The 20749-nt window shown below is 36.9% G+C and carries 31 protein-coding genes; 8 read left to right on the top strand and 23 right to left on the bottom strand.

The features are described 5' to 3' along the window. Nucleotides 1-41 precede the first annotated feature (41 nt). From ACT29I_RS14495 to ACT29I_RS14485, 3 genes are read right to left on the bottom strand one after another with little or no spacing between them, the layout of a single operon-like run. Nucleotides 42-698: a hypothetical protein gene (locus tag ACT29I_RS14495; protein ID WP_444793791.1), complete on the bottom strand. Its 657-nt coding sequence runs from the start codon at nt 696-698 to the stop codon at nt 42-44. Between the two features lie 3 nt (nt 699-701). Then, a complete protein-coding gene (locus ACT29I_RS14490; RefSeq protein WP_444793790.1) occupies nt 702-2126 on the bottom strand; it encodes a hypothetical protein in 1425 nt (474 codons plus the stop codon). Further along, nucleotides 2113-2598: a hypothetical protein gene (locus tag ACT29I_RS14485; RefSeq protein ID WP_444793789.1), complete on the bottom strand. Its 486-nt coding sequence runs from the start codon at nt 2596-2598 to the stop codon at nt 2113-2115. Before ACT29I_RS14485 ends, ACT29I_RS14490 begins: the two co-directional genes overlap by 14 nt. 211 nt (nt 2599-2809) lie before the next feature. On the opposite strand from ACT29I_RS14485, the gene ACT29I_RS14480 reads away from it, so the two are divergent. Further along, nucleotides 2810-3037, top strand: coding sequence for a hypothetical protein (locus tag ACT29I_RS14480; protein ID WP_444793788.1), 228 nt, complete (start codon nt 2810-2812; stop codon nt 3035-3037). A gap of 64 nt (nt 3038-3101) precedes the next feature. Here ACT29I_RS14480 and ACT29I_RS14475 read toward each other — a convergent pair whose 3' ends face one another. The 17 genes from ACT29I_RS14475 to ACT29I_RS14395 all read right to left on the bottom strand — a co-directional run bounded on the left by ACT29I_RS14475 (nt 3102) and on the right by ACT29I_RS14395 (nt 10949). Next, nucleotides 3102-3878 (bottom strand): Fic family protein, encoded by a 777-nt coding sequence (locus ACT29I_RS14475; protein ID WP_444793787.1) that lies wholly within the window; start codon nt 3876-3878, stop codon nt 3102-3104. Nucleotides 3879-3926: 48 nt separating this feature from the next. Further along, complete coding sequence (locus tag ACT29I_RS14470; RefSeq protein ID WP_444793786.1) at nt 3927-4268, bottom strand: hypothetical protein; 342 nt, start codon at nt 4266-4268, stop codon at nt 3927-3929. A gap of 228 nt (nt 4269-4496) precedes the next feature. Beyond that, nucleotides 4497-4733, bottom strand: a complete 237-nt coding sequence (locus ACT29I_RS14465; RefSeq protein ID WP_444793785.1) for a hypothetical protein — start codon at nt 4731-4733, stop codon at nt 4497-4499. A gap of 5 nt (nt 4734-4738) precedes the next feature. Further along, nucleotides 4739-5392, bottom strand: a complete 654-nt coding sequence (locus tag ACT29I_RS14460) for a hypothetical protein (RefSeq protein WP_444793784.1) — start codon at nt 5390-5392, stop codon at nt 4739-4741. Beyond that, nucleotides 5385-5522, bottom strand: coding sequence for a hypothetical protein (locus ACT29I_RS14455; RefSeq protein WP_444793783.1), 138 nt, complete (start codon nt 5520-5522; stop codon nt 5385-5387). Before ACT29I_RS14455 ends, ACT29I_RS14460 begins: the two co-directional genes overlap by 8 nt. Further along, complete coding sequence (locus ACT29I_RS14450) at nt 5512-5757, bottom strand: hypothetical protein (RefSeq protein WP_444793782.1); 246 nt, start codon at nt 5755-5757, stop codon at nt 5512-5514. Before ACT29I_RS14450 ends, ACT29I_RS14455 begins: the two co-directional genes overlap by 11 nt. A 4-nt stretch (nt 5758-5761) precedes the next feature. Continuing rightward, a complete protein-coding gene (locus ACT29I_RS14445) occupies nt 5762-5962 on the bottom strand; it encodes a hypothetical protein (protein ID WP_444793781.1) in 201 nt (66 codons plus the stop codon). Nucleotides 5963-5965: 3 nt separating this feature from the next. Continuing rightward, complete coding sequence (locus tag ACT29I_RS14440) at nt 5966-6286, bottom strand: hypothetical protein (RefSeq protein WP_444793780.1); 321 nt, start codon at nt 6284-6286, stop codon at nt 5966-5968. Nucleotides 6287-6292: 6 nt separating this feature from the next. Continuing rightward, nucleotides 6293-6571, bottom strand: a complete 279-nt coding sequence (locus ACT29I_RS14435) for a Gp49 family protein (RefSeq protein WP_444793779.1) — start codon at nt 6569-6571, stop codon at nt 6293-6295. 11 nt (nt 6572-6582) lie between these two features. Next, on the bottom strand, nt 6583-6804 hold the full coding sequence (locus ACT29I_RS14430; protein ID WP_444793778.1) for a hypothetical protein: 222 nt from the start codon (nt 6802-6804) through the stop codon (nt 6583-6585). 75 nt (nt 6805-6879) lie between these two features. Further along, nucleotides 6880-7083, bottom strand: coding sequence for a hypothetical protein (locus tag ACT29I_RS14425; RefSeq protein ID WP_444793777.1), 204 nt, complete (start codon nt 7081-7083; stop codon nt 6880-6882). A 124-nt stretch (nt 7084-7207) separates the two neighbouring features. Next, on the bottom strand, nt 7208-7702 hold the full coding sequence (locus ACT29I_RS14420) for a hypothetical protein (RefSeq protein ID WP_444793776.1): 495 nt from the start codon (nt 7700-7702) through the stop codon (nt 7208-7210). A gap of 25 nt (nt 7703-7727) precedes the next feature. Next, on the bottom strand, nt 7728-9047 hold the full coding sequence (locus ACT29I_RS14415) for a hypothetical protein (RefSeq protein WP_444793775.1): 1320 nt from the start codon (nt 9045-9047) through the stop codon (nt 7728-7730). Nucleotides 9048-9054: 7 nt separating this feature from the next. Further along, nucleotides 9055-9621, bottom strand: a complete 567-nt coding sequence (locus tag ACT29I_RS14410) for a hypothetical protein (RefSeq protein ID WP_444793774.1) — start codon at nt 9619-9621, stop codon at nt 9055-9057. Between the two features lie 14 nt (nt 9622-9635). Beyond that, nucleotides 9636-9782, bottom strand: a complete 147-nt coding sequence (locus tag ACT29I_RS14405) for a hypothetical protein (RefSeq protein ID WP_444793773.1) — start codon at nt 9780-9782, stop codon at nt 9636-9638. 253 nt (nt 9783-10035) lie between these two features. After that, complete coding sequence (locus ACT29I_RS14400) at nt 10036-10224, bottom strand: hypothetical protein (RefSeq protein ID WP_444793772.1); 189 nt, start codon at nt 10222-10224, stop codon at nt 10036-10038. Nucleotides 10225-10460: 236 nt separating this feature from the next. After that, nucleotides 10461-10949 carry a hypothetical protein gene (locus ACT29I_RS14395; protein WP_444793771.1) on the bottom strand — a complete coding sequence of 163 codons (489 nt, stop codon included), beginning with the start codon at nt 10947-10949 and terminating at the stop codon, nt 10461-10463. 121 nt (nt 10950-11070) lie between these two features. On the opposite strand from ACT29I_RS14395, the gene ACT29I_RS14390 reads away from it, so the two are divergent. Then, a complete protein-coding gene (locus ACT29I_RS14390) occupies nt 11071-11430 on the top strand; it encodes a hypothetical protein (protein ID WP_444793770.1) in 360 nt (119 codons plus the stop codon). On the opposite strand, the gene ACT29I_RS14385 is transcribed toward ACT29I_RS14390, so the two are convergent. After that, entirely contained in the window at nt 11375-11686 is a 312-nt protein-coding gene (locus tag ACT29I_RS14385) for a hypothetical protein (protein WP_444793769.1), read from the bottom strand. The genes ACT29I_RS14390 and ACT29I_RS14385 overlap by 56 nt on opposite strands. A 191-nt stretch (nt 11687-11877) precedes the next feature. Here ACT29I_RS14385 and ACT29I_RS14380 point away from each other — a divergent pair, with 191 nt between their 5' ends. The 3 genes from ACT29I_RS14380 to ACT29I_RS14370 all read left to right on the top strand — a co-directional run bounded on the left by ACT29I_RS14380 (nt 11878) and on the right by ACT29I_RS14370 (nt 13854). Next, nucleotides 11878-12216: a helix-turn-helix domain-containing protein gene (locus tag ACT29I_RS14380; RefSeq protein ID WP_444793768.1), complete on the top strand. Its 339-nt coding sequence runs from the start codon at nt 11878-11880 to the stop codon at nt 12214-12216. A gap of 422 nt (nt 12217-12638) precedes the next feature. Beyond that, on the top strand, nt 12639-12743 hold the full coding sequence (locus tag ACT29I_RS14375) for a hypothetical protein (protein ID WP_444793767.1): 105 nt from the start codon (nt 12639-12641) through the stop codon (nt 12741-12743). A gap of 154 nt (nt 12744-12897) precedes the next feature. Continuing rightward, nucleotides 12898-13854: a tyrosine-type recombinase/integrase gene (locus tag ACT29I_RS14370; protein ID WP_444793766.1), complete on the top strand. Its 957-nt coding sequence runs from the start codon at nt 12898-12900 to the stop codon at nt 13852-13854. A 265-nt stretch (nt 13855-14119) separates the two neighbouring features. Here the strand turns inward: ACT29I_RS14370 and ACT29I_RS14365 are convergent, their stop codons facing one another. Then, entirely contained in the window at nt 14120-15082 is a 963-nt protein-coding gene (locus ACT29I_RS14365; protein WP_430935036.1) for a nucleotidyl transferase AbiEii/AbiGii toxin family protein, read from the bottom strand. Next, entirely contained in the window at nt 15079-15804 is a 726-nt protein-coding gene (locus ACT29I_RS14360) for a type IV toxin-antitoxin system AbiEi family antitoxin domain-containing protein (protein ID WP_444793765.1), read from the bottom strand. The genes ACT29I_RS14365 and ACT29I_RS14360 overlap by 4 nt, the downstream gene beginning before the upstream one ends. A gap of 384 nt (nt 15805-16188) precedes the next feature. On the opposite strand from ACT29I_RS14360, the gene ACT29I_RS14355 reads away from it, so the two are divergent. From ACT29I_RS14355 to ACT29I_RS14345, 3 genes are all read left to right on the top strand, one after another. Then, complete coding sequence (locus tag ACT29I_RS14355) at nt 16189-16554, top strand: helix-turn-helix domain-containing protein (protein ID WP_444793764.1); 366 nt, start codon at nt 16189-16191, stop codon at nt 16552-16554. Nucleotides 16555-16646: 92 nt separating this feature from the next. Next, complete coding sequence (locus tag ACT29I_RS14350) at nt 16647-19625, top strand: TOTE conflict system archaeo-eukaryotic primase domain-containing protein (protein ID WP_430935033.1); 2979 nt, start codon at nt 16647-16649, stop codon at nt 19623-19625. A gap of 98 nt (nt 19626-19723) precedes the next feature. Continuing rightward, on the top strand, nt 19724-20746 hold the full coding sequence (locus ACT29I_RS14345) for an AAA family ATPase (RefSeq protein WP_430935032.1): 1023 nt from the start codon (nt 19724-19726) through the stop codon (nt 20744-20746). The last annotated feature ends 3 nt before the right edge of the window (nt 20747-20749 follow it).

Genomic DNA, 20749 nt, shown 5'->3' with positions numbered 1-20749 from the left:
TTCTAGTTTTTCGGCAATTGCCGGTTTAATTTTTCAAGTCGTTAATAGTTTTGTCTCACCTGGTTTCGCACGATGTTGACTACATCATCAACTTTCACCTTATCGCGGTTAACTGCGGCATTAATCCGCATGAAGTCCATAGCGGAGTATTGCGGTGCAGCCGGTTTGATAGGTCGAAGCTTTACCTGGTTGTTTATCGTTTGTGAAATTGGAGCCTTGTCAACTCGCTGAACTGGCTTAACCTTGTTGGCGTTTTTAGCTAACCTGGTTGTTTTGCTATTGAGTTCAGCCATTTTGCGCTTTAGGTTGGCTTTTGCTTTTGCCATTTTCCTGGCTTTGTGCTTGTCGTAGGCTTTAATGCCTAATTCAGCTGCTGTCAAAACGGCTTTAGCCGCCCATCCAACACCAGGAATAAAAGTCAATGCTGTATTGACTATTGGTAAAGCCTTGCGAACCACTTTCATAGTTACTTTGCCTACTTTTTTAGCCACTTTAACCGCACCTTTAGCAAACTTCTTAATGCCTTTACCAATCTTGCGAACACGCTTTTTAAACTTCTTACCTATGCGCCTTAACCATCCATCTAATGCACCTAACGAACCCAATTGATGCACACGTTCATACACGTATGTACCATCGGTGAAGATGGAAGCCAGGCTTCCAACTGCATCAGGAGCGTAGTAGATAGTAGTGTTCATTGGCTAGGCTGTTTTTGGTCTTAGCAACATCATACCGGTAAGGAGTACACCTCCTATCATCAGCATTGACATTGGGTTGTTTAATGAGAATCCGGCCTGTTTGCCCTGGTTCATGCTGTACATGGTTTGCAGCATGTCAGCTTTATTTTCGGCAGCCATTACTTTAGCTTCAGCGGTTTGTGCTTTAGCTGCATCACTGGCCATTAAGCGCGTTTCCAATGGACTAACACCTTTATTTGCTGCGGCAGTTGCTTGCGCCTTGGCATCAATTAACTGTGCAACCATTGTGTTATCCGGTAACATTGCCCTGGTTAAATTCAGGATTGAATCCACGCCCATAGAGTTATCCATGTTCTTGGCAATATCAATCATGTCTTTAGGGCTTACACTCGCATTAGAAGTGCCTGGAGTACCTATTGGTGTTAATGACTTTGGTGCAGTAACCGAAACAGGAGACAAACCTCTTGATTGCATTGGTTGCATTGCGCCCTGTGCGTTTTTATCCTTTTTGGAGAACAGTTTGAATACACCTCGTTTAGTGCCATCTTTTTTATGCACTATCTTTTTAAGTGTCTTTCCTCCAATTTTCTTGATGACTTTACCGGCTGTTTTAACGGCTCCCCAAATCTTTTTAAGAAAGCCCAGGCCATTTAAGCCCTGTAAACCGTTTAGGCCATTAATGCCAGGTACGTTAGCACGGTCGTAGTAGTCAAGACCATCAAAGAAGATGACATTTTCTTGCGGTGTTTCTGCCGCTTCCTCTGAATAATAGAGGTCAATGTTGCTCCCCTGCAATCCATTCAAGGAAGCAGAGGGAACACCATTGAGGTATTTGATTGGCTGCATAAATAAATCGTATTTGCCGGTGAAAGGATGTTCCTCATTAAATGTGTCCAGTACAGGGTCAACTGTGTAGTAATCGCCAGTAGTAAGGCCGTTTCTGCGACCATTCTTAGGCACTACTACATACACATGTTGGAAGTATGATTTACCTCCGATTTTTACCATGCGTAAAGCAAATGGAATGTTCAGGTTACTTAGGATTGAACCTATTAGAATGGAATAGCAATCGCAATCCACTCCGGTAATCCGGTCACCCCATGCGCGTACAGGTCGCCTTAATTCCTCGTTCTGAGGGTCGTCAGGCTTGTACTGGATGTGGTCAAATACAAAGGAGAAGATGTTATCCAGGGTCGTGCGTAAATCACTTCCTTTTAACACCGGGGCAATGGCTTTGGTATCAGCCAGGGTATTCTTGATAATCTCGGCCATAAAGCCAATCGTATCATTGGTATTACCGGCATAAGTCAAATACTTATCTTGCCTTTTGGGTGGAGCAAAATACTTATCGTACCTGGTTCCATCTTTCAGGGTGCGCTTTCCGCTTGCTACAACACCCAATCCGTTTAAATACTTAATTGGCTGCATAACGTGAAAAGTTTTGATTGATAGTAAATGTCTGTCCGTTTACAGTGGCCGTTAGCACTACTTTAAATTCTGCACGTGTATCAGCAATCATGCTGTAGTTGTAAAGCAGGTTTTTTAAAGGTGATTGAATGCGCAAACCAGGGATTTGCGTTGTGTCTTTTGGAGCTACTGTAATGGCATCCGGGAATGTTGTAGTTGCCAGGGGTGAGGGTGAACCATTCTTCATGTAAAAGATTTCCGCTCGAATGTTCTCAGCCTTGGCGGTGATTGATGATAGGTTTATCAAATCAAGGGTTACACGAACATCTATGCCTTTAAAGTCAAGTCTATGAATCCTTAAACCCGACAAGCGGATAGAAAAATTCTCCTTGACAAAGGATTTAGTGGCAGCTTTTATCTTGTCTTTAAAGACTTGATAACCGAAGAATCCGGCTGCTGCAACTACTAATGATGTAACGAATAACTTTTGCATGAAACAAAGGTGCAGCCGCGCAAAATGTCACTTTCGGCTTGCTTCCGTTTGCTTCCTCATTTTTCTTTATTTGGTGTTTTTGCGCACTTTTAGGGGGTTTTCTTCCGTTTTAGGGGGTTTTCTTTCGGTATCTTGGAAGCGTAAATTTTATTGTTAACTTTAAAGCGGTGATTGATTGGTTGCACTTTGGTTTATAGAAAATTGACGTGCAATGAATAACAATGGTATAAACTGCGACAATCTCGACTTAAAAGCGAAGTCGAAGAAGCAACTAGCTCTTGAATATGGTGTATCAGTAAAAACGCTAACGTCCTGGATGAAGAATAAGGGATTTGATACCGGATACCGCAAAATACTTAATTCGGCAGAGGTTCGGTCGATTTATAATAGCTTTGGCATTCCGCGTGAAAACGTGCCTTTTAAGAGTGTTATGCGATAAGAGCATAAAAAAAGGAGCAACCACAATGGATGCTCCTTTTTTTGAATCAACTTGTAGGTTGATTTTATTTTATACGCAATGCCATTGGAAGCATTTTTAAAAATGGAATACATAAATTGAAGTTATTCGTTTCATATTCTGTCCCTAAATCAACATGTTTGTAGTATGATTTAATGCGTGTTCTGTAAAGTTTCTCAGAAGCAATATACCAGGCATTCTTACCTAATTTGTCAGCTAAAAACCATTTTTCAACTAATCGTGATATACGTCCATTACCATCTGCAAAAGGATGAATTTTAACCATTGTTAAATGAATCATTGAAGCGTAATAAAAAACTTCGGTCATACTCATTTCTCTTTTTCTTAAGATTGCAATGTCGTCAAATAATTTATCCATTTCAGCTTTAACAATATCTGCTTTTGCTCCTGTATAAACTAATTCCCCTCCACCGAAAATATAAACCTCTTTATCGCGAATCACTCCTTGATATTGCTCTTCAACTAATTCCTTTGACAATATTTTATGCGCTTCTAAGATATTTTTCTTATTCAAAGCATGGGTACTGGCAAACTCATATGCGTCTTTCAAATTCTCAATTTCGCGCATAGGTTTACTGTTGGTATTCATTCCCGAAGCAGTAAACTTTAAGTAAGTATCAAAATCAATATTGTTTCCCTCAATCATTGATGAATAAACAGATGAATATGCAGCCCAATATCCAAACGATTTTAATTCAAATGGCCTTTCTTTCAATTTCTTGAAATGCTTGCTTAAAGTTATCGGTTGCTTTTTACGATAAACATCTAAGTATTTTGATTTTATGATTTTTAACCTTGTCATGCTAATGTATTTATTACAAAGATAGAAATATTTGCCGCTAACGTATTTTTACAGTTCTAATTTAACCCATATTACTGCACCTTTAGGATGATTATAAGGTATTGGTTTATCGTAGCGTTTGGCATCCTCCAATATCCAGGCATATTTCCATTTATCCAGGAGCTGCAAATCATCAACCTGGTGAAATCTCCTAAAATAGTTCGTTTTAGGAATTTCATAATCTACACATCCTTTTAAAGTGGCTTCGCCAACAATAAGACCGGAACCGGATTCTATTAATCCGATTCGGCCAGTAATGTTAGTCCTGGAACTGCGCATTTCCCAAACCTTACCATTATCAAAGATTTTGTCAAGCCAAACCTTTTTAACTACCAACGCTCTGTCAATCATTCTTTAATCTGAGTATTTGATATCCAAAACAGCCATCTTTTACGTGCCAAAGATTGCCTATTTTTCCCTCTTTCGTCCAATGCAGTCTTGCTCTAACTTGGTTCTGTGATAAACCTAAGAGCTTACCAACTTCTTTCATTGTTTTTCTCGTAACCCATAATGTAGGTTCTGTATTCGGGTCTTCTGATAGGTACTTAGTCCATATTTCGTACTTGAATTTAGCCATTGCTATAGTTCTTTTTGGTTAATCATTTCTTGCATTAATACATCCAGGGCATCTACTTGTTGTCGGTTTCCGTAGCCTAATGCCCATATACAAAGTTGTTGTTTTTCAATTCGGGCATGGTCGATACCGGCATGTTTTACCCAATTTTTCAAATGAGCATCAATCTTTGCCAAGGCAGCACCATCACCATGTACTGCATTCTTAATTACTTCCTGGTAATTGTCTAATTCGTATTTCATAAGGCTTAATTTACGGTTGCTAATAGTTGTTTTTCGCTCTCTGTGCGGTTATCGGGGTTCTTTTTGCGTATGCGACCAAGCTCGTGTTTGGTGTAGATTGGTTCCATCACCTCCAACTTACTTTGCGCCATTATCAAGTTACTTTGTAGTTCCTCCTGGTTACTTTCCAAATCAGCATAGTAAGTTTGCATTTCATCAACCTTTCGTTGCGTGTCGTTCAACTTACTTTTGGTCGCTTCTAACTCTTTACCAAGTGAGTTTGCACGGTTCTTTTGGTAGGCTATTTCTTTGGTTTCTTTTGTTTCACCGGACCTATATTCTATTAATCCCAGGCTGTACATGATAAGACCGGCAAATATGGCCATGAAAACAGTTAAGTAAATGCGCATATTCGGGTGAATATCCAGGTTAAAGCCTAAGAACACTAATGCTGCATCGAATAGAGGAAAGGCAAGCTTTTGCCACTTTAAATGATTTTGCTGCATGATAATGATGGTAACAATACTAAAAGATATTGCGCCAATTATCGCAAATGCCTGGTGAATGCTCCCCTGGTTGTTAGCCAGGTGAAGCAAGCTTTTACTGTTTATGTAGCTTAATTCCGCTATCATTCCCAGTAATGCCAGGTTAGTTAATAAGGTTTGTAGTTTTTTATTCATCGAGCTTCTTTTTAAGTCTACGTTCGTACAAGTCAAGCATTACTTTGAGGAATACCAGGAAGAGCCAAATAGCAACAATCCATAATGCCCAATCAATTACTTTGTCTGATATTGTGATGTTAATGGTCATTGCGCATAAGTTTTCGTTCTACTCGCATTCCTGTATATAATCCCAAGAAAAAGATATGTTCAGGGTTTATCCCTGCATCAGTTTTGGCTATAATCTGAACATCGCTGAACCCGGTTTCATGGGTAACTTTACCAATTTCAAAACTATAATCTTGTCCTCTGCCATAACTCGTAAAATGCTCTTCTATGGCAAGTGCTGTATTCTTATCTGTTGTAATAATGAAGTGCTTTTTCATAGGTCTATTTCTTTAGCTTTAATTGTCCATGCTGCATATCAATCAGCATTTTATTGAGTTCGATTCGTACCGGCTTACTGGTAGTTAATGAGGTTAAATGCGCGGTTTCGTCTTTTATTTTGGTAACATAGAATGTATCTGCTACTGCACCATCCATGTAGAGCGATTCATAAGTTTGACCTGGCTGTATAGAATCTGTTGTCATATATTACTTATTAGCGCGAAAAGCGCGGTTTCTGCATTTGTTGGAGCAATACTCTTGCCTGGCGTTGGTTGGTATAAATTCTTCCTGGCAATGCTCACATGTTTTTGTCTCAATTAGCTTTGGAGCTTCACGCTCTATCAGGTCGGATGATGGGATATTGTAGTATTTTGCAACGTTGTTTATTTCTCGTATCGTTGCACCACACCGCCCAAAAATGATTGCTTCAATGCGTTGGGAAGAAATCCCAACGCCATTGTAAAAGTCCTCTGATAACTCGTTATTTTGCGCTTTTTCAGCTAAAAAAGGTCTTAATTTAGATACCATAACACGCTACTTTTCAATTTCTTTTAGTATTGTCTGTAGGTTGCTTTGTGCCTGGTAAGCTAGGAGATTAGCCAGGTTGTTTTTTGCATCAACTAATGAGAATTTTTCACCAAGTGATACATCAAATTTGCGATGGTCAACAATACCGGCCTGGCCAATTATCTCATGGCCATTCTTGGTTGTAATAAGGCAAATGACCATTTTCTTACCCATGCGCTTGAACTCCACCAATTCAATGGCTTCGTTCAATACTTCTTCTGTGATTGCTATCGTATTTTTATCCATTTCTGCGCGTATTACTCCTGTTCTAATTCCGTTACTGGCTCTTCATCATCCTCCAGGAATGCATCTTCAAACTTTAGTATAAGGTGAGCCGTTGCGATGGTATCGGAACCGGTGGCCAATGGATTGATAGCTTTTGCCAGTTTATCTGCATCCGATATCAACGCTTCAAATGTTTCAGGGTCAGAAATAAACTCCGATTCCTGGATTGCTTTTTTCAATGCTGCTTTATTCATGTTTTTTCTTTTAAAAAGGTTATTAATAAGGGGGGAGAAGCTCCCCCTGTGTGTGAGGTGATTGATGGTTGACGTTTAATCTTCGCTTTCCTGTTTCTCGTTAAACATCTCATCCATACAATCGTGTAGTGTTACCGCAAAGCCAATTGCGGACTTAACCGTAGCTTCTTTGTTTGCTTCGGCTTTTTGCACATCCGCTTTAATCAATGCGGCCAATGTTTGCGTAGCTGTGAATGCTACTGCATCTTTTCTTTCCTGGTTCTTTTCGTTTCTTTCCATTTTGACTGAAAAATTTAGATTATTAAAAATGAATTATTAATGATTATTCGTACATTTGGGCTTGCATTAAATCAGGCGTGGTTACCTGATTGTCAAGAAGCGTTCTTTGGTCGGAACGCTTTTTTTATACCTCTCCGCGAAGCCTACAAATCTCTTTATCATTCTCTGTATTAATGAACATGGCATTTTTGTAACGGCCATTCAACTGACCGTTCAATATGCGTTGCTGCATACTTCCAATTATAAATTGGTGGTTCTTGCCATGCTCCGCTGTGTCCGGAAAGAACACCTCGCGCTTATTTTGCTCATTGTAAACAACCAGGCGTACCGTTGCATCTTTGCGCCCATTAGCCTGGTAATAGCGATTGCCATTTATGGTGCGTAGTATTTCATCGCTACCATTGGGTTTTAACACGGCCTGAAAGAAGTCCATGTTTAAGCTTTTTTGCAGAATACGAACGGTTAAGCCGCCAAGTACGGCTTGCATTCCTTTGGCTTCCTCTGCCGGAAACGAATAGTAAGTTAATGTGCGCCCATACTCACCTTTTGGAGTAGTCCAAACAACAAATTTGTACTTGCTTGTGTCTTTATTTGCGCTTTTTGTTGGTCTTTTTCGCATTATCAATGTTCTTTTGAGTGGTTATTTATTGCTGATTGTCAACGAAATGCATGTATTCATTTTGTTTGTGCGGTAAATTCGCACTCAGGAACGCCATTGCCCTGTTTACTTCCGATAAATCAGGCTTATCGGTGAATTTTTGTTGTAACTGTTGCATTACTTTTTTCTCCTCGAGCTGCTTGTCGTACTCTTGTTTTTGCTTAGCCTGGGTAGCTTTGTAGCTTATCCTGGTATCGTACCAGGCTTTTGTGGCTGCAAAGCCTTTTTTGTTTTTCACGGCCAGGTAAGCGCATGGATATATGTTGCTGAAATCGAAGTTTTTGCGCTTAATGTAGGATGCAGCCATGTCTACCCTCGTTTTGTACTTTTTCAGCATTATCCTGGCATGTTGGTCGCTCGTTACGGTTGAGAAGTAGGTTTGCACCAGGTAATCAATGGCTCTTTGGGTCTCACCGTGATAGATATCGTGATTGGTAAAGAGCTTTTGCACCAGGTAGATGTAGAAAGTTCGCGCAAACGAAAGCTTTAGAGCTGCCAATGTGTCAGCCTTTTGCGTGTTTTCTACAGTTTTTCGCGCGGAACCCTGTTCAGGTTCCTGCGGAGCAGGGGTATTTACGCTCTGTTCGGTCGATTTTTGCGCAAATTTCTCCAAATTTCGCTTGTTTTCCTGGTCGGGGTCGACTTGCTTGGTGGTTGTGTCGGGTATAAGGTTTTGTTCAGGTAGAGTTGGTAATTCGTTTCCGGAGGAAACACCTTTATCAACAGTATCAACATCCATTATTCTATTATTTTGTTCTTGAGGTAACCTACTACCTGATACAGGTACACAACTTGCACTTTTCGTATTACTCAAAGCCAGTAAATCCGTTTCAGAAAAAAATGGAGTGGTCGGGATATAATCGGGGTTGTCGAGGTCGAATACCAGGAATAAATCGGGGTTTATTAACACGTCAGAGCGGTGTTTTTTGCTTCTACCATGCTCGGCAAAGTCGGCACTCGAAGCCTTAATTATACCCGCTTTAATGAGCCTTTTTTTGTATCTTTTTATGGTATCAGGATGTACTTCAAAGTCCTTTGCTTCTAAGAATCGGCTAAGGTTTATTTTCTCCCAAGCTCCAAGCTTGTAGTCCATCGAAACCCCATCTTTATTCAGATATCTTCTATCTGCATCAATAACCATTGCAGCATACTTAATAAGCTTGCGTATAAGCCTACGGTGTTGGCTTTTTAATTGCTCTCCGCTCTTTTTACCCTCGTTGTAATGGTCGCAAAAATTGGTAACCAATCGTTTATGGCATTTGAAATAAAAGCCATGTGTATGTACTTGTGGATTCCTAATAATCATTATAGAACTATTTGTTGATGATAAAATCAGAGTAGTTATCGCGGTATTCAAGATTCACCGATGAACCGCTTACCATTTTGTACCTTTCTTTGGTCATATCGGGCAGTTCTTGCATTGTTCGATATGAAGATGTTGGGATATAATTGGGGTCTGACTTATCATATATCAATAGAAAGTCGGGATTAATGAGTATTTCTTTGATTTTATTGGTCACAATACGTTCCCTGCCTAATAGGCTTTTAAACATGTCGGGATGGGTTGTTATAACACCGGCTTCTTCGAGCCTGGCAAACCGTCTACTTATGGCCTTAACATCGCACCGTAATATTTTGGAGTAAGGTCCAGGTGCGCCTTGAATTGAAAATCCTCTCGATGTGTCTACTTCTGCATTATCAACCTCTAATTGATGGGATGCTACTTCGACCATTAAAAAGTAAAGGCTCATATGTGATTCCCTGAGTTGGTCTTTTAAACCCTTGTTAATGTTATATTCATTAAAGAAGTTAAAGGCGATGGTTCTATGCTCAAGCATACCATCTCTATCAGTTTTAATAATTGGTTTCTGTATTGTCATATCTATTGCATTAATCAGTTCTTGTACATCTTAAGCGAAGAATGAAACTTCACTTTTTCTCTCTGTTGGTCAAAGCCCAATAATTCGAGCCTTATATTGTGTTTGCGAACGGCATCCCTTATCTGTCGTGCCATCTTTAGAATAATGTCGATTCCTTTCATTGAGTTAGGGATAAAAAAAGCGCACAAGGCCGGAACCGTTGTGCGCTGATTGAACTAAAAAACCTCTCTAACATGTTTCTTCTAGAAAAGGCAGCACCCTGTACAGATACCGCCCCCTCTCTATAGTATGAAGCGTAAACGCTTGCTTGTATGGTCTGTGATAAGCCAGGTAGAGTAGCCAGGAACATAGGCGTTTGTTCCTGGCCACAAGGTAACGCTATGGAAAGCGTGTGTATTTTTGCTGCGATACTCATTATGCTTCAAACTCTACAAAGGTTCCTGAAATGGTGAATTTCTTAGTAGCCTTGTCGTACACTACTCGCATGGAGTTGTCGCGTGTGATTTTTTCTACCAAAATGTTTCGGTCATTTTCCATAGCTGTAATCTTGTCTCTACTTCCGGCAATAATTTGATTTACCTTGTTAATGATTGTTTCTACCATGATTTTTTGCATTAAATCGGTTACTATTTCAATTATTATTCTGATTGGTCGCCTAAAATTGAAAGGGAGACAATATCCAAAGCCTTGCGTTGTTACTTTCGGCTTTGGGTAGTTTCCTTCCGTTTTTGGCGCTTTTTTTCGGTTTTTTTAACTTTTCTACTAGCGGTCAATGCTTTGTTGTGCGCAATTGGTCGGGCTATCAATGAGCCATTGCACGAGCGTTGAGCGGTAGCTTTTTACTTTTCTTCGTAATTATATTGTGATAAGATTGCTGTTAACTTTTCTTCTGAAAGGTTATAGTGTTTCGTCAGGATGTGAATCTTAATCTTGTTAGATGCATTTTCATTGATAATGGAGAGAACCTTATCAGTGGTCTCATTTACAAATTGCTTATCCATTGATAAGTTTTCGTTGCTTTTGCAGTCATTGTCCTTTTTATCTAACCATTCCTGAAATCTATCAGAGAGTGTATGTATGCTCCAAAGCAACCCTGCACACAATGGTGTGTAAACTAAAAACTTGATATAATGTGGCCATCCTTCCGGTTGGTAATCGCTGTACAGATATGAAGAATAAACAGAGACAAAGCTGATGTAAGCTCCAACATATCCAAACCATATAATTAGCCTGATGATTCGGTGAACTTTGAGTTTATTAAGCTTGTGGCGTAAAACCTGGGCTGCCAAGAATCCCATTATAAAGGTTGCTATAATTAGTATTTTCATGATTCGGTGTTTATAAGTTTTACTGCGCTTATGCGCTTATTTTTATTAGATTTGAAATCCGCACCGGGACGGCAATCCCATATTGGTGCGGATATTATCAAACAATAAAACTTTAGTTATTATGATGCCACAGATACAAACGTCATGGCAAGACTCATTTACCCAAAACGAAGCTGGGTATTTATCTGAGTTACTTATTGAAATGAATGCTTTCTTCAGCAAGCCTGAAAACCTTATGAGTGGTTTCGATATTACCCAAGCCATTGCAAACAAGGGGAAAAACGTAAACTTTGGATTTGTACTTGAAGCATCTATCGAGATGGGATTTGTACAGTTCCAATACGATAGATTAAAACTAACCCTATTAGGCTTCCAAACGGCTTGTATTGGTGATAAAGAAGAGGTAGCTGATGTCATAATAAGTACTATTTGTTCAGACGAAGCGATATCCACTGTTGACGACGTAGATACTCCTCACTAGCTGTAGCGGTACTTCTGAGTAATTTCACTAAAAACTTTTTATCTGTTGAAAGCTCCATTGTAATGGCCAATTGTTGTCCAGGAGCTTTCATCACAAAAGGTGCAGCAAAAAAATCTCTTTTATCAGTATTGGTGATTGATATTCTAACTCCAACTGCCACATATATTTCTGCCACTTGTTTTTTTTCATCAATCAAGTAGTTCACTTCTGGCAACGCCTTTTTAATTACTTCTTCTAAGAAATCTTTATTTATCATTTCAATTAGTTTTCTTGTTAATCCTTAAACTTTTAGCTCCCTAGTGTGTTAATATTACACTTGCATTTTAATAAAGCATTCTTTATATTTGTGTCGTAAACATTAAGTGTACTTGATGTTTTATGATTGCGAATATAAAGAGTACTTTATGTTTTACCAAATTATAATTGTATTAAATTAAAGTGTACATTATGGAATCATTCGGAGAAAGGTTAAAAATCCTCATCAAAAGCTCTGATTTGAAGAGCATTAAGAAATTTTCAGAAAAATCACATTTTTCAGCTGTAGCTGTATCAAATGTGATAAATGGAAAGAGCAAACCTAGCTTTGATTTTATTACGGCTTGTCTCAATGTTCTTCCTAAAGTTGACTTAAATTGGTTAATAGCAGGGCAAGGCATTGCAGAAAAACTCGAAATGGAAAATAGACATTTACGAGAAGAAATAGAGCTACAAGAAAAAAGGTTGGGGACAATCGCAAAGCCCTCCAGTAGCCGAGTGAGCTCTCAGCAAACACGACTAGCCATTTAGGTTTCTAATTCGGTTACCTTATAAAACCTACTGAAAATTGGGAAGAAAAACGATAAATAAAAGTTTTGAAAATGGTAAATCGGTTGCTGATTCGGTTACTTAACATTTCTTAGGAAGTGTAACGAGTTTATTTAAAGCGAGATACAAAAAGGGTTGAAAATCCCTCTCTCTCCGCTGAGTGCGAAAGCAATTCAAAGTAAAACCCTGTAAGTCAACACTTACAGGGTTTTTTTATGCGCAAAAGTGTGCAATAAAAGGCAGAAAAAGGCAGTTTTTAGGTGGATTTCTGGTGGACTTAAAAAGTCCTCATTTTAGTCCACCAGAAAGAGTTAAAAAAGCTCTGTATTGCACTCTATTACTCGGTTTTAAATCGTTTAAAAATGAACTCATAAAAATAATTTTAACACCAAAAATTTATTATTATGAGTGGACTTGAGACCATTAAAATCAACTTCTTTATCAAGAAGACAAAATTGCTTAAAAACGGAGAAGCTCCTATCTTCGTTAGAATCATCATTAACAAATGAAAGAGATGAGTACGCCTTAAAGAAAAGTATTCTACCTAAACAGTGGAACGAAACAAAACAATTAGCAAAAGGCAGTTCTGAAAAATCACAGGAAGTTAATCAACTAATAGAGCTTCACTCTTCAAAAATTAAATCCTACTTTGATTTCCTGATTATGGATAATCAACAGGTATCTCCAAGAATTATCAAAGAGAAGATTGTTGGTAAGAAGGAAACCAGACGCACCATCCTAAAAGTATTCCAGGAACATAACGACAATGCCAGAAAGCTAATTGGCATAGACTTCGCTCCTGATACAGTTCAACGTTACGAAACCTGTTATACGCATACCAAGGATTTTATTCGTTGGCAATACAAACGTGAAGATATAGCCTTAGAAGACCTGAATCATCAGTTTATCCGTAATTATGAGTTATACCTTAAAACAGAGCGTAGATGTGCACACAACACTACCATCAAATATCTAAAGAATTTTAAGAAGATTGTGCGAATTGCCCTAGCCAATAGTTGGATGAAGAAAGATCCATTTGCTACCATTAAATTCAAACTAAAGCCAGTTGATGCAGTTTATCTTACCAAAGAAGAACTGGATATTGTAATCCATAAGGAAATGGGCATGGAACGCTTAAGACAGGTTCGTGATGTTTTTGTGTTTTGTTGTTTTACCGGATTAGCCTTCTCCGATGCCAAGTCATTAAAACGAGAACATATTACAACTGATGGAAACGGAATTACTTGGATTCATAAAAAGAGAACTAAAACCGATCAGATGAGCACCATCTTTGTTATTGAAGCTGCCAAAAAGTTAATGGCCAAGTATGAATACGAACCGGAACTTATTGAAAAAAGTGCAGTTCTCCCCGTTCTCAGCAATCAAAAAATGAATGCTTATTTAAAGGAAATTGGAATCATATGCGGTATTGACAAACCGATATCAACTCATACGGCCAGACATACTTTTGCTACAACAGTCGCATTGGAAAATAATATGCCACTGGAAGTAGTGTCAAAGACTTTAGGTCATTCCAGTACAAAAATGACTCAGCGTTACGCGAGAACAACGGAAGCTTTGATTCAAAAGAATATGGAAAAGATTAAGGATTTGTATTAAACCATAACATTGAGAGTAAATATCGCGATATGCGATATTTGCCAACTTTTTTTCGTGAATATTTTAAACCAACCGTAGTGCTGAGCGGTATGGTTGGAAAAGCAATCTATTAGCAATTCAGTTGAAGGCCTGAGGGTATCAACCCGAAATTTGCTTTTATAGAGTGTTACTTGAAATGTACCGAATATTTCAACTGAGGTGCTCAGCACCTCAACTTAAAATTTGTTTCATTAAACTCTTCCCTATATATGAAAATATTCCTTCTCTATAATTCAGCTAATATTTTAATCAATTCTTTAAATCTTTGTGCCACATCTTTCTCGTTTGGTATTTCTGAATACGCCAACATCGACAACTCATTGGTGTAGGTTAATTTCAGTTTCTCCCAAATTGAATCGAAATCTTTTATTAAAGGGGAATCCTGAATAGTTTTCTTGTTCCATCCTGATGGTTCATCGAATTGCTGTTGGTCGTGTGCCAGCACTTTGCGAAACTGCGCTTTGAATTCATCAGAGTTTACGTATTTGTTACAAGTTTCATCTTGAAGTAAGTAATAAAGGTCGTAAAAGTGCCTTATTTTTCCAGAAATACTTTCAATAGGATTTTCATCGAAGGAGAATCGAATTAGCGATACCAACTTTTCGATTAAGGTCTGCTCTTTATCCAAAACATTAACTTTAAAAGCTGCTAAATCATACTTTTTAACCAACTCATCTTGATTCTGGCTTTGCAAGTATTCGCCTATCATGCTTTGAATACCAACTTTGTTGTATGGAAATGGATTTGCAAAAGAGTTAATCTCAACGATGATTGATTCCGGAACCGCTGATTTTTGTTTCTGCATTAAGGTTACCGGGAATTCATATACAGCTTTTCTAAATCGAGAACCTTTACTGGTAACACCTATTATTTCTTTCTCTGATAAGTCAGTTGCTATTTCTTTTTCAACCGTTCTGATTAAGGTTTTTATCTTGTTTCCGCTCGTTCCAGGAGTAAGAATTACAGCTACGTCAACATCCTCAGAAAAGCGGTTTATCAGTTTATGTCCCTTCGATAAAGATGTACCACCTTTAAACACAACCAAATCTACATACTTGCTTTCGGATAGTCGTTTTAATACCAGGCTAATCCAATAGTCTTTTTCGATGAAGTAATCTTTGATGCCCAAACTATCAGCAGTTTCCTTAATGGCCGCTTCAAACAATTCATTTTCTGTATGTAGTGTCATTTTATTTTCCATTTTAATCTGTTAGGCAATAATTCCTGCGGAATATTAAAAGAGTACCAGGTTGTAGACTTCAATGTTTTTTGAAGTTTACTGGCATAATCATTATAACCTAATTGCTCCCATATTGCTCCGGATAATGCTCTGGTTGATGGAGGATAATTAATAGCTAATTCAACTAGCTGCTTTTTTTCAGCTTCAGGTAATTCTTTTAATAAGAGGGTAATCCTGTTTATTGAGTTTGCAACAGTTGTATCCGGTATACTTTTAATAAAACGGATGCAATCCAATAATTGAAGTAACGGTATGTTTGCCTTTGTGATTTTATTCCATTGACGAACAAACTTAACAGTGTATATACCTCTTTTAATTCCTTTTTTATCAAAGTTTACTGCTATCTGGATGACATTGGGAACTTGTGTGGATAGTTTTAAACTATTAAATACGGAATATCCTGTGATATAGCCAATTGCCTTACCTCCATCGATTAAGAGGTCTTTAACGATTTCGTACTCATTGGGTTTTAACTTCTTAACAATACCTGATTTAGGCTTGTAAAAGCGACCTTTTGATAGCCTTTCAATTGTTCCCGACTTGACCATACGATACAATGCTATCTTTAATGCACTTTCTTTGTCAGCATCTACATTAAAGTCAGAATAGGTAAACACATACCCCTCTGCAAAACGATCAATTCTATATTTAACTAATTCAGCTATTTTCATTTGCTTGCAAATATATTACAAATTCACAACATGTAACGTTATTACTGGTAAAAACGTTACTTTTCCACATCTACATGCAATATATATACTAGATTTTTATTGAAAAGATAAAATGTTAATTTGGGTAAAATATTTCGCTTTGCTTTTGATACATGTAACGTTTTTACTTGTAGAAACGTTAAATACTAATCCTTCTACCCCAATTGAAAAAAGCCTATTAAAATTCAGTTGGAGGCCTGAGCCTCACAACTGAAAATTTGTTTTTATAGCCTCACTAGAGCTATTTAAATTTAATCAATAATGAGGAATTTAATAACAGACCTCAATTACAATCGTTGATTTGATATCTTTAATTCTCAGTAATTAAATTCAAAATACATCGTCATGAGAAATCTTATCGAAGAATTGCCTGAACAAATAAGCTTGACAGTTACAAAGCAAGATTTAATTGAATTTGCAGATTATTTAATTAAAGAATATGCGTCCTTACAAAGAACAGAATCGGCGCTAGAACATGACCTTAAAAAAGCAATTGATATCAATGAGGTTGCTGCCTATACAGGGTTCTCTCGGTCTTACATTTACAAACTAACAAGTGGAGGCTTAATCCCTCACTATAAGAGAGGCAAACGATTATATTTCAAAACAAAAGAATTAGAAGAATGGCTTACAGAAAACAGAGGTTTCAATCTAGCCGACATTGAGAAACAAGCTTCAGATTACATCATGAGGAATCCTCGAAGATTTTAATCATATTATCACAGAGGCTCATCCTACAATATCTATAGCAAATTTAATACAGATTATTGTTTTCTTTGTAGAGATTAGCTATTAAAGATTAAATGAGCAACATAGAGTATCAGATAGAACTTATTCAGCAACTATTTAGGTGTCGTAAAGACGTTTTTGCTATCCGCTGGGAGAAGGGAAGTAAGACAGGTTATATGCCTGCATACAGCTATGATCCATACGTATACAAACAACACAAAATTGGAGGAGGAACTTTAGCCAACTTTAATGATAAGGTAAAAAAACAACTTACTCCCAATGAAATAAAACTACACCTTGAAGGAAAACAATTTATTGGAATCTATCCTCTCTTAGAAGATAACACCTCTTGGTTTATAGTGGCTGACTTTGATAAAGAAAATTGGAAGGAAGAATCCTCGATGTTTAAAAACAAGTGCAACGAATACAATATTCCAGCATATATAGAACGTTCACGGTCTGGAAAAGGAGCACATGTCTGGATCTTCTTTGATAGTCCACTACCAGCAATAGAAACCAGAAAAGTATTTATAGCACTATTGAAAGGATGTGGAATTATCTCCGAATTTGATAAATACTCAAGCTTTGATAGGTTGTTCCCTAATCAGGATTATCTATCGGGTAAAGGTTTTGGCAACTTAATTGCTCTTCCCTTTAACAGACATACATTAGCCCAAGAAAATAACTGTTTCATTGACGAAACAAGTTTTGAAGCATTTGAAAACCAATGGCAATTCTTGGAGAGTATAAAACGTCTATCATCTGAAAAATTTCAAACTATACTATCAAAATACAAATCCAATCCTAAGTCCATTTCGTCATCAATACCAAAAAATATTGGCAAATTAACTATTACGCTCCGTAATAAAATCATCCTTAATAGATCCGGCATAAACACTAAGCTGATAAACTTTTTAAAAGAGGAACTAAATTTCACTAATACCGAATATTTTATAAAGAAAAAGCTTGGTAAGAGTACGCATAATATTGATCGGTATTTCAATTTTATCGAAGAAAATGATAATGAAGTCTTGATACCTCGTGGTATGGCACGAAAACTCATTATGTTTTGCACAAAGAGTAAAATTGACTTTGAATTTATTGACAAACGAAATAATCGTAAGGAAATATCCTACTCATGCGATATTCAATTAAGAGAATACCAAAAGCAAGCTATTGAAGCTACTTCGAATAAAGATTTTGGAATTATTGTTTCTCCTCCGGGTAGTGGTAAAACTATTATTGGTTTAAAACTGATTGCAGAAAAGAAACAGCCTGCGTTAATTGTTGTACATAGGAAGCAAATTGCTGATCAATGGATCGATAGTATTCAAACATTCTTAGGAATACCTAAACACAAAATCGGCATTATCGGACAAGGAAAATTAAAAATTGGTGAATCAATAACAGTAGCAATGATTCAATCTCTTGCAAAGAAACTTGACAAAGAGGGTTCTAATGATTTAGTAAATACTTTTGGAACAATAATAATTGACGAATGCCACCACATTCCGGCTAAATCATTTGCTGATACCATCAATAAATTAAACGCTTATTACTTATATGGCTTAACGGCTACCCCGTTTCGAAAGCACACTGAGGACAAACTAATTTCCATACACTTAGGTAGCACCATATGCGAAGTTCAGCCCAATGAAGTTAATAATGGTCAGCAAGCAAGAGTAATAATCAAGAACACCGATCTTGATGTTCCTTTTAACTCAAAGACAGATTCTTTTGAAACGCTCTCTCAAATTCTGATACACGATTCTGCCAGGAACAAACAAATCATTAATGATATTAAAAATGAACTGGATAACGGAAACAAATGTGTCGTTATTACTGAGAGGAAAGAGCATATTAATACTTTGAATCAATTTCTTAAACAACAATACGAAACAATTACCCTTAGTGGAGAGGATTCTATAACTTCCCGAAAAAATAAGTGGCAAATATTAAATGAAGGTAGCTATGATGTATTAATAACTACCGGACAGTTCTTTGGTGAGGGAAGCGATATTCAAAATGTTTCCAGGTTATTTTTAGCGTACCCTTTCTCCTTTAAAGGAAAGCTAATCCAGTATATTGGACGTGTTCAACGTTCTGAAATTACACCAACCATATACGATTACAGGGATTACAAAATAGATTACCTGAATAAGATGTTCCTTAAAAGGAATGCGCATTATAGAAAGCTTGAAAAGTTACGATCCTTATTTGATGACATAGATAATCAGCAAGAAGATAAACCAACAATTAATGAAATTAGAGAAAGGGTAAAACTTAAATTTGATGATTTAGAGTTTCATTATGGTTGTATTCTTTTAAACTACATTGACAAGGAAACCGGAGAACTCATCGAATTTTCAATTGACAATGACACTATCAGACCAGAATTCACAATCTTGAAATCATATTTTGCCAAACAATTAAAAATCAAGAATATTGAGGTTGATATTTATGCTGAATTTAAAGATGATAAATTAATTGCTCAGGAAGCTACGTCACCAGATATTAACAAGATTAATTCTAAAATAATCGACAGCGTTAAATTTCAATTTTTAAACAAGAACATATTGGGCTCTAAAAAGTCCAATACCTCAAATATTGTCGATTTAAACGATCTCCAAAACGGAAATGGCATTTATAATTCGGAGGATGAACTAATCAATGAGATTCTTAAAGATGAATCCGTTAAACATTACAGACAAATTAAATACTTGCTAAAACTCCACCTATCACATATCCTTAAAATCAGATTCATCCTTTCTCCCTTTTCTTTTGTATTTCTGCTTGAGGGTGAAAAAAATTACTACATTGTTGCAGAAACACTAAACACAGAAGAAGCTACGTATATCTGGCATATCGATAAAAGTAAGTTGAAGGCTAACCTAAATTCAATTAATAAAGACTTAAGCATCATCCGTAATAAAGGACGTCAGTTCTTCATTGAAAATCAACCAGAAAATTTTAGCAGGATATTTCATGATTACTCAGATGACAAAAAGGGGTTTATGACATGGAAGGGGCAATTAGAAGAGAGGTTAATCTGAATATCTAACAATAATTTTGATACGATAAAAACTTCTAGTCAAACTTATTTTCCTCAAGTGCGTTAATATATTATCTTTATAAGTACATTTGTGCCCAAATGAGTCAGTTTGATTACATAAAAGATATTGCTAGATATGGTCTTGAGAATGATCAAGAACAACTTCTTGAAGTGTTGAATAAGCTAATAGATTATTCAAGGCAAACCAAGAAGACTAACTTTGCATTGCAGTTACAATCCATTTTAAAAGAAGGATTGCGTAGTCAACAATCAAAAGGTCTGACAAAAGTAGGTTCTAAGAAATACTTTTTACGTGAAGACGATAGGGAGATCAACGAACTCATTATCGAAAAGCTGACTTCTGATTATACCTTTGAAAATCTTGTTTGCTCAGAGGATATTCATGAGGAACTAAAATACTTTGTAAAAGAACATCAAGGTATTGATATTCTTAAGCAATTTGATTTACCTGTTTCAAATCGAATTCTATTTTACGGTCCTTCCGGTTGTGGCAAAACATTGGCATCATATGTTCTGGCTGGAGAGCTTGATAAAATGATGTATGTAATTAATTTGGGTGCTATCGTATCTTCTAAATTAGGAGAAACAAGTAAAAATTTAGCCAAGATATTCCGAAGAGCATCAGGTGAAAATTGTATTATCTTCCTAGATGAGTTTGACTCTTTGGGTAAAGTACGGGATTACAGCCAGGATCATGGGGAAATGAAAAGGGTTGTTAATACAATTCTTCAGTTATTTGATTATTTACCTCAAAATAGTATTGTAATAGCGGCTACTAACCAATTACAAATGTTAGATGATGCTTTACTTAGAAGGTTTGATCTAAAAGTCAATCTTGATCTGCCCAATAAGCAACAGCTATCTGAATTAATTGATAAAACTATTTCTAAAACGCCTTTTATGTTCAAAACAAAAAAGGAGTTAAACGAAGTTGTCAATTTATCTGAAGGTTTATCGTATTATCTAGTTCAAAAGGCCATATTAACGGCTATCAAAAGAACCTTGTTTGACAGTCATACTAATAACAAAGAAGAGTACTATATCAATACTGACATTTTAAAGATTCTTCTTGAAAAGGAAAAAGAACCTCTAACAAAATAACAA

It is taken from the genome of Saccharicrinis sp. GN24d3 (assembly GCF_052400645.1).
GTDB lineage: Bacteria > Bacteroidota > Bacteroidia > Bacteroidales > Marinilabiliaceae > Saccharicrinis.
The sequence above is the reverse complement of the archived record's forward strand: the minus strand, read 5'-3'. Positions and strand labels throughout refer to the sequence as shown.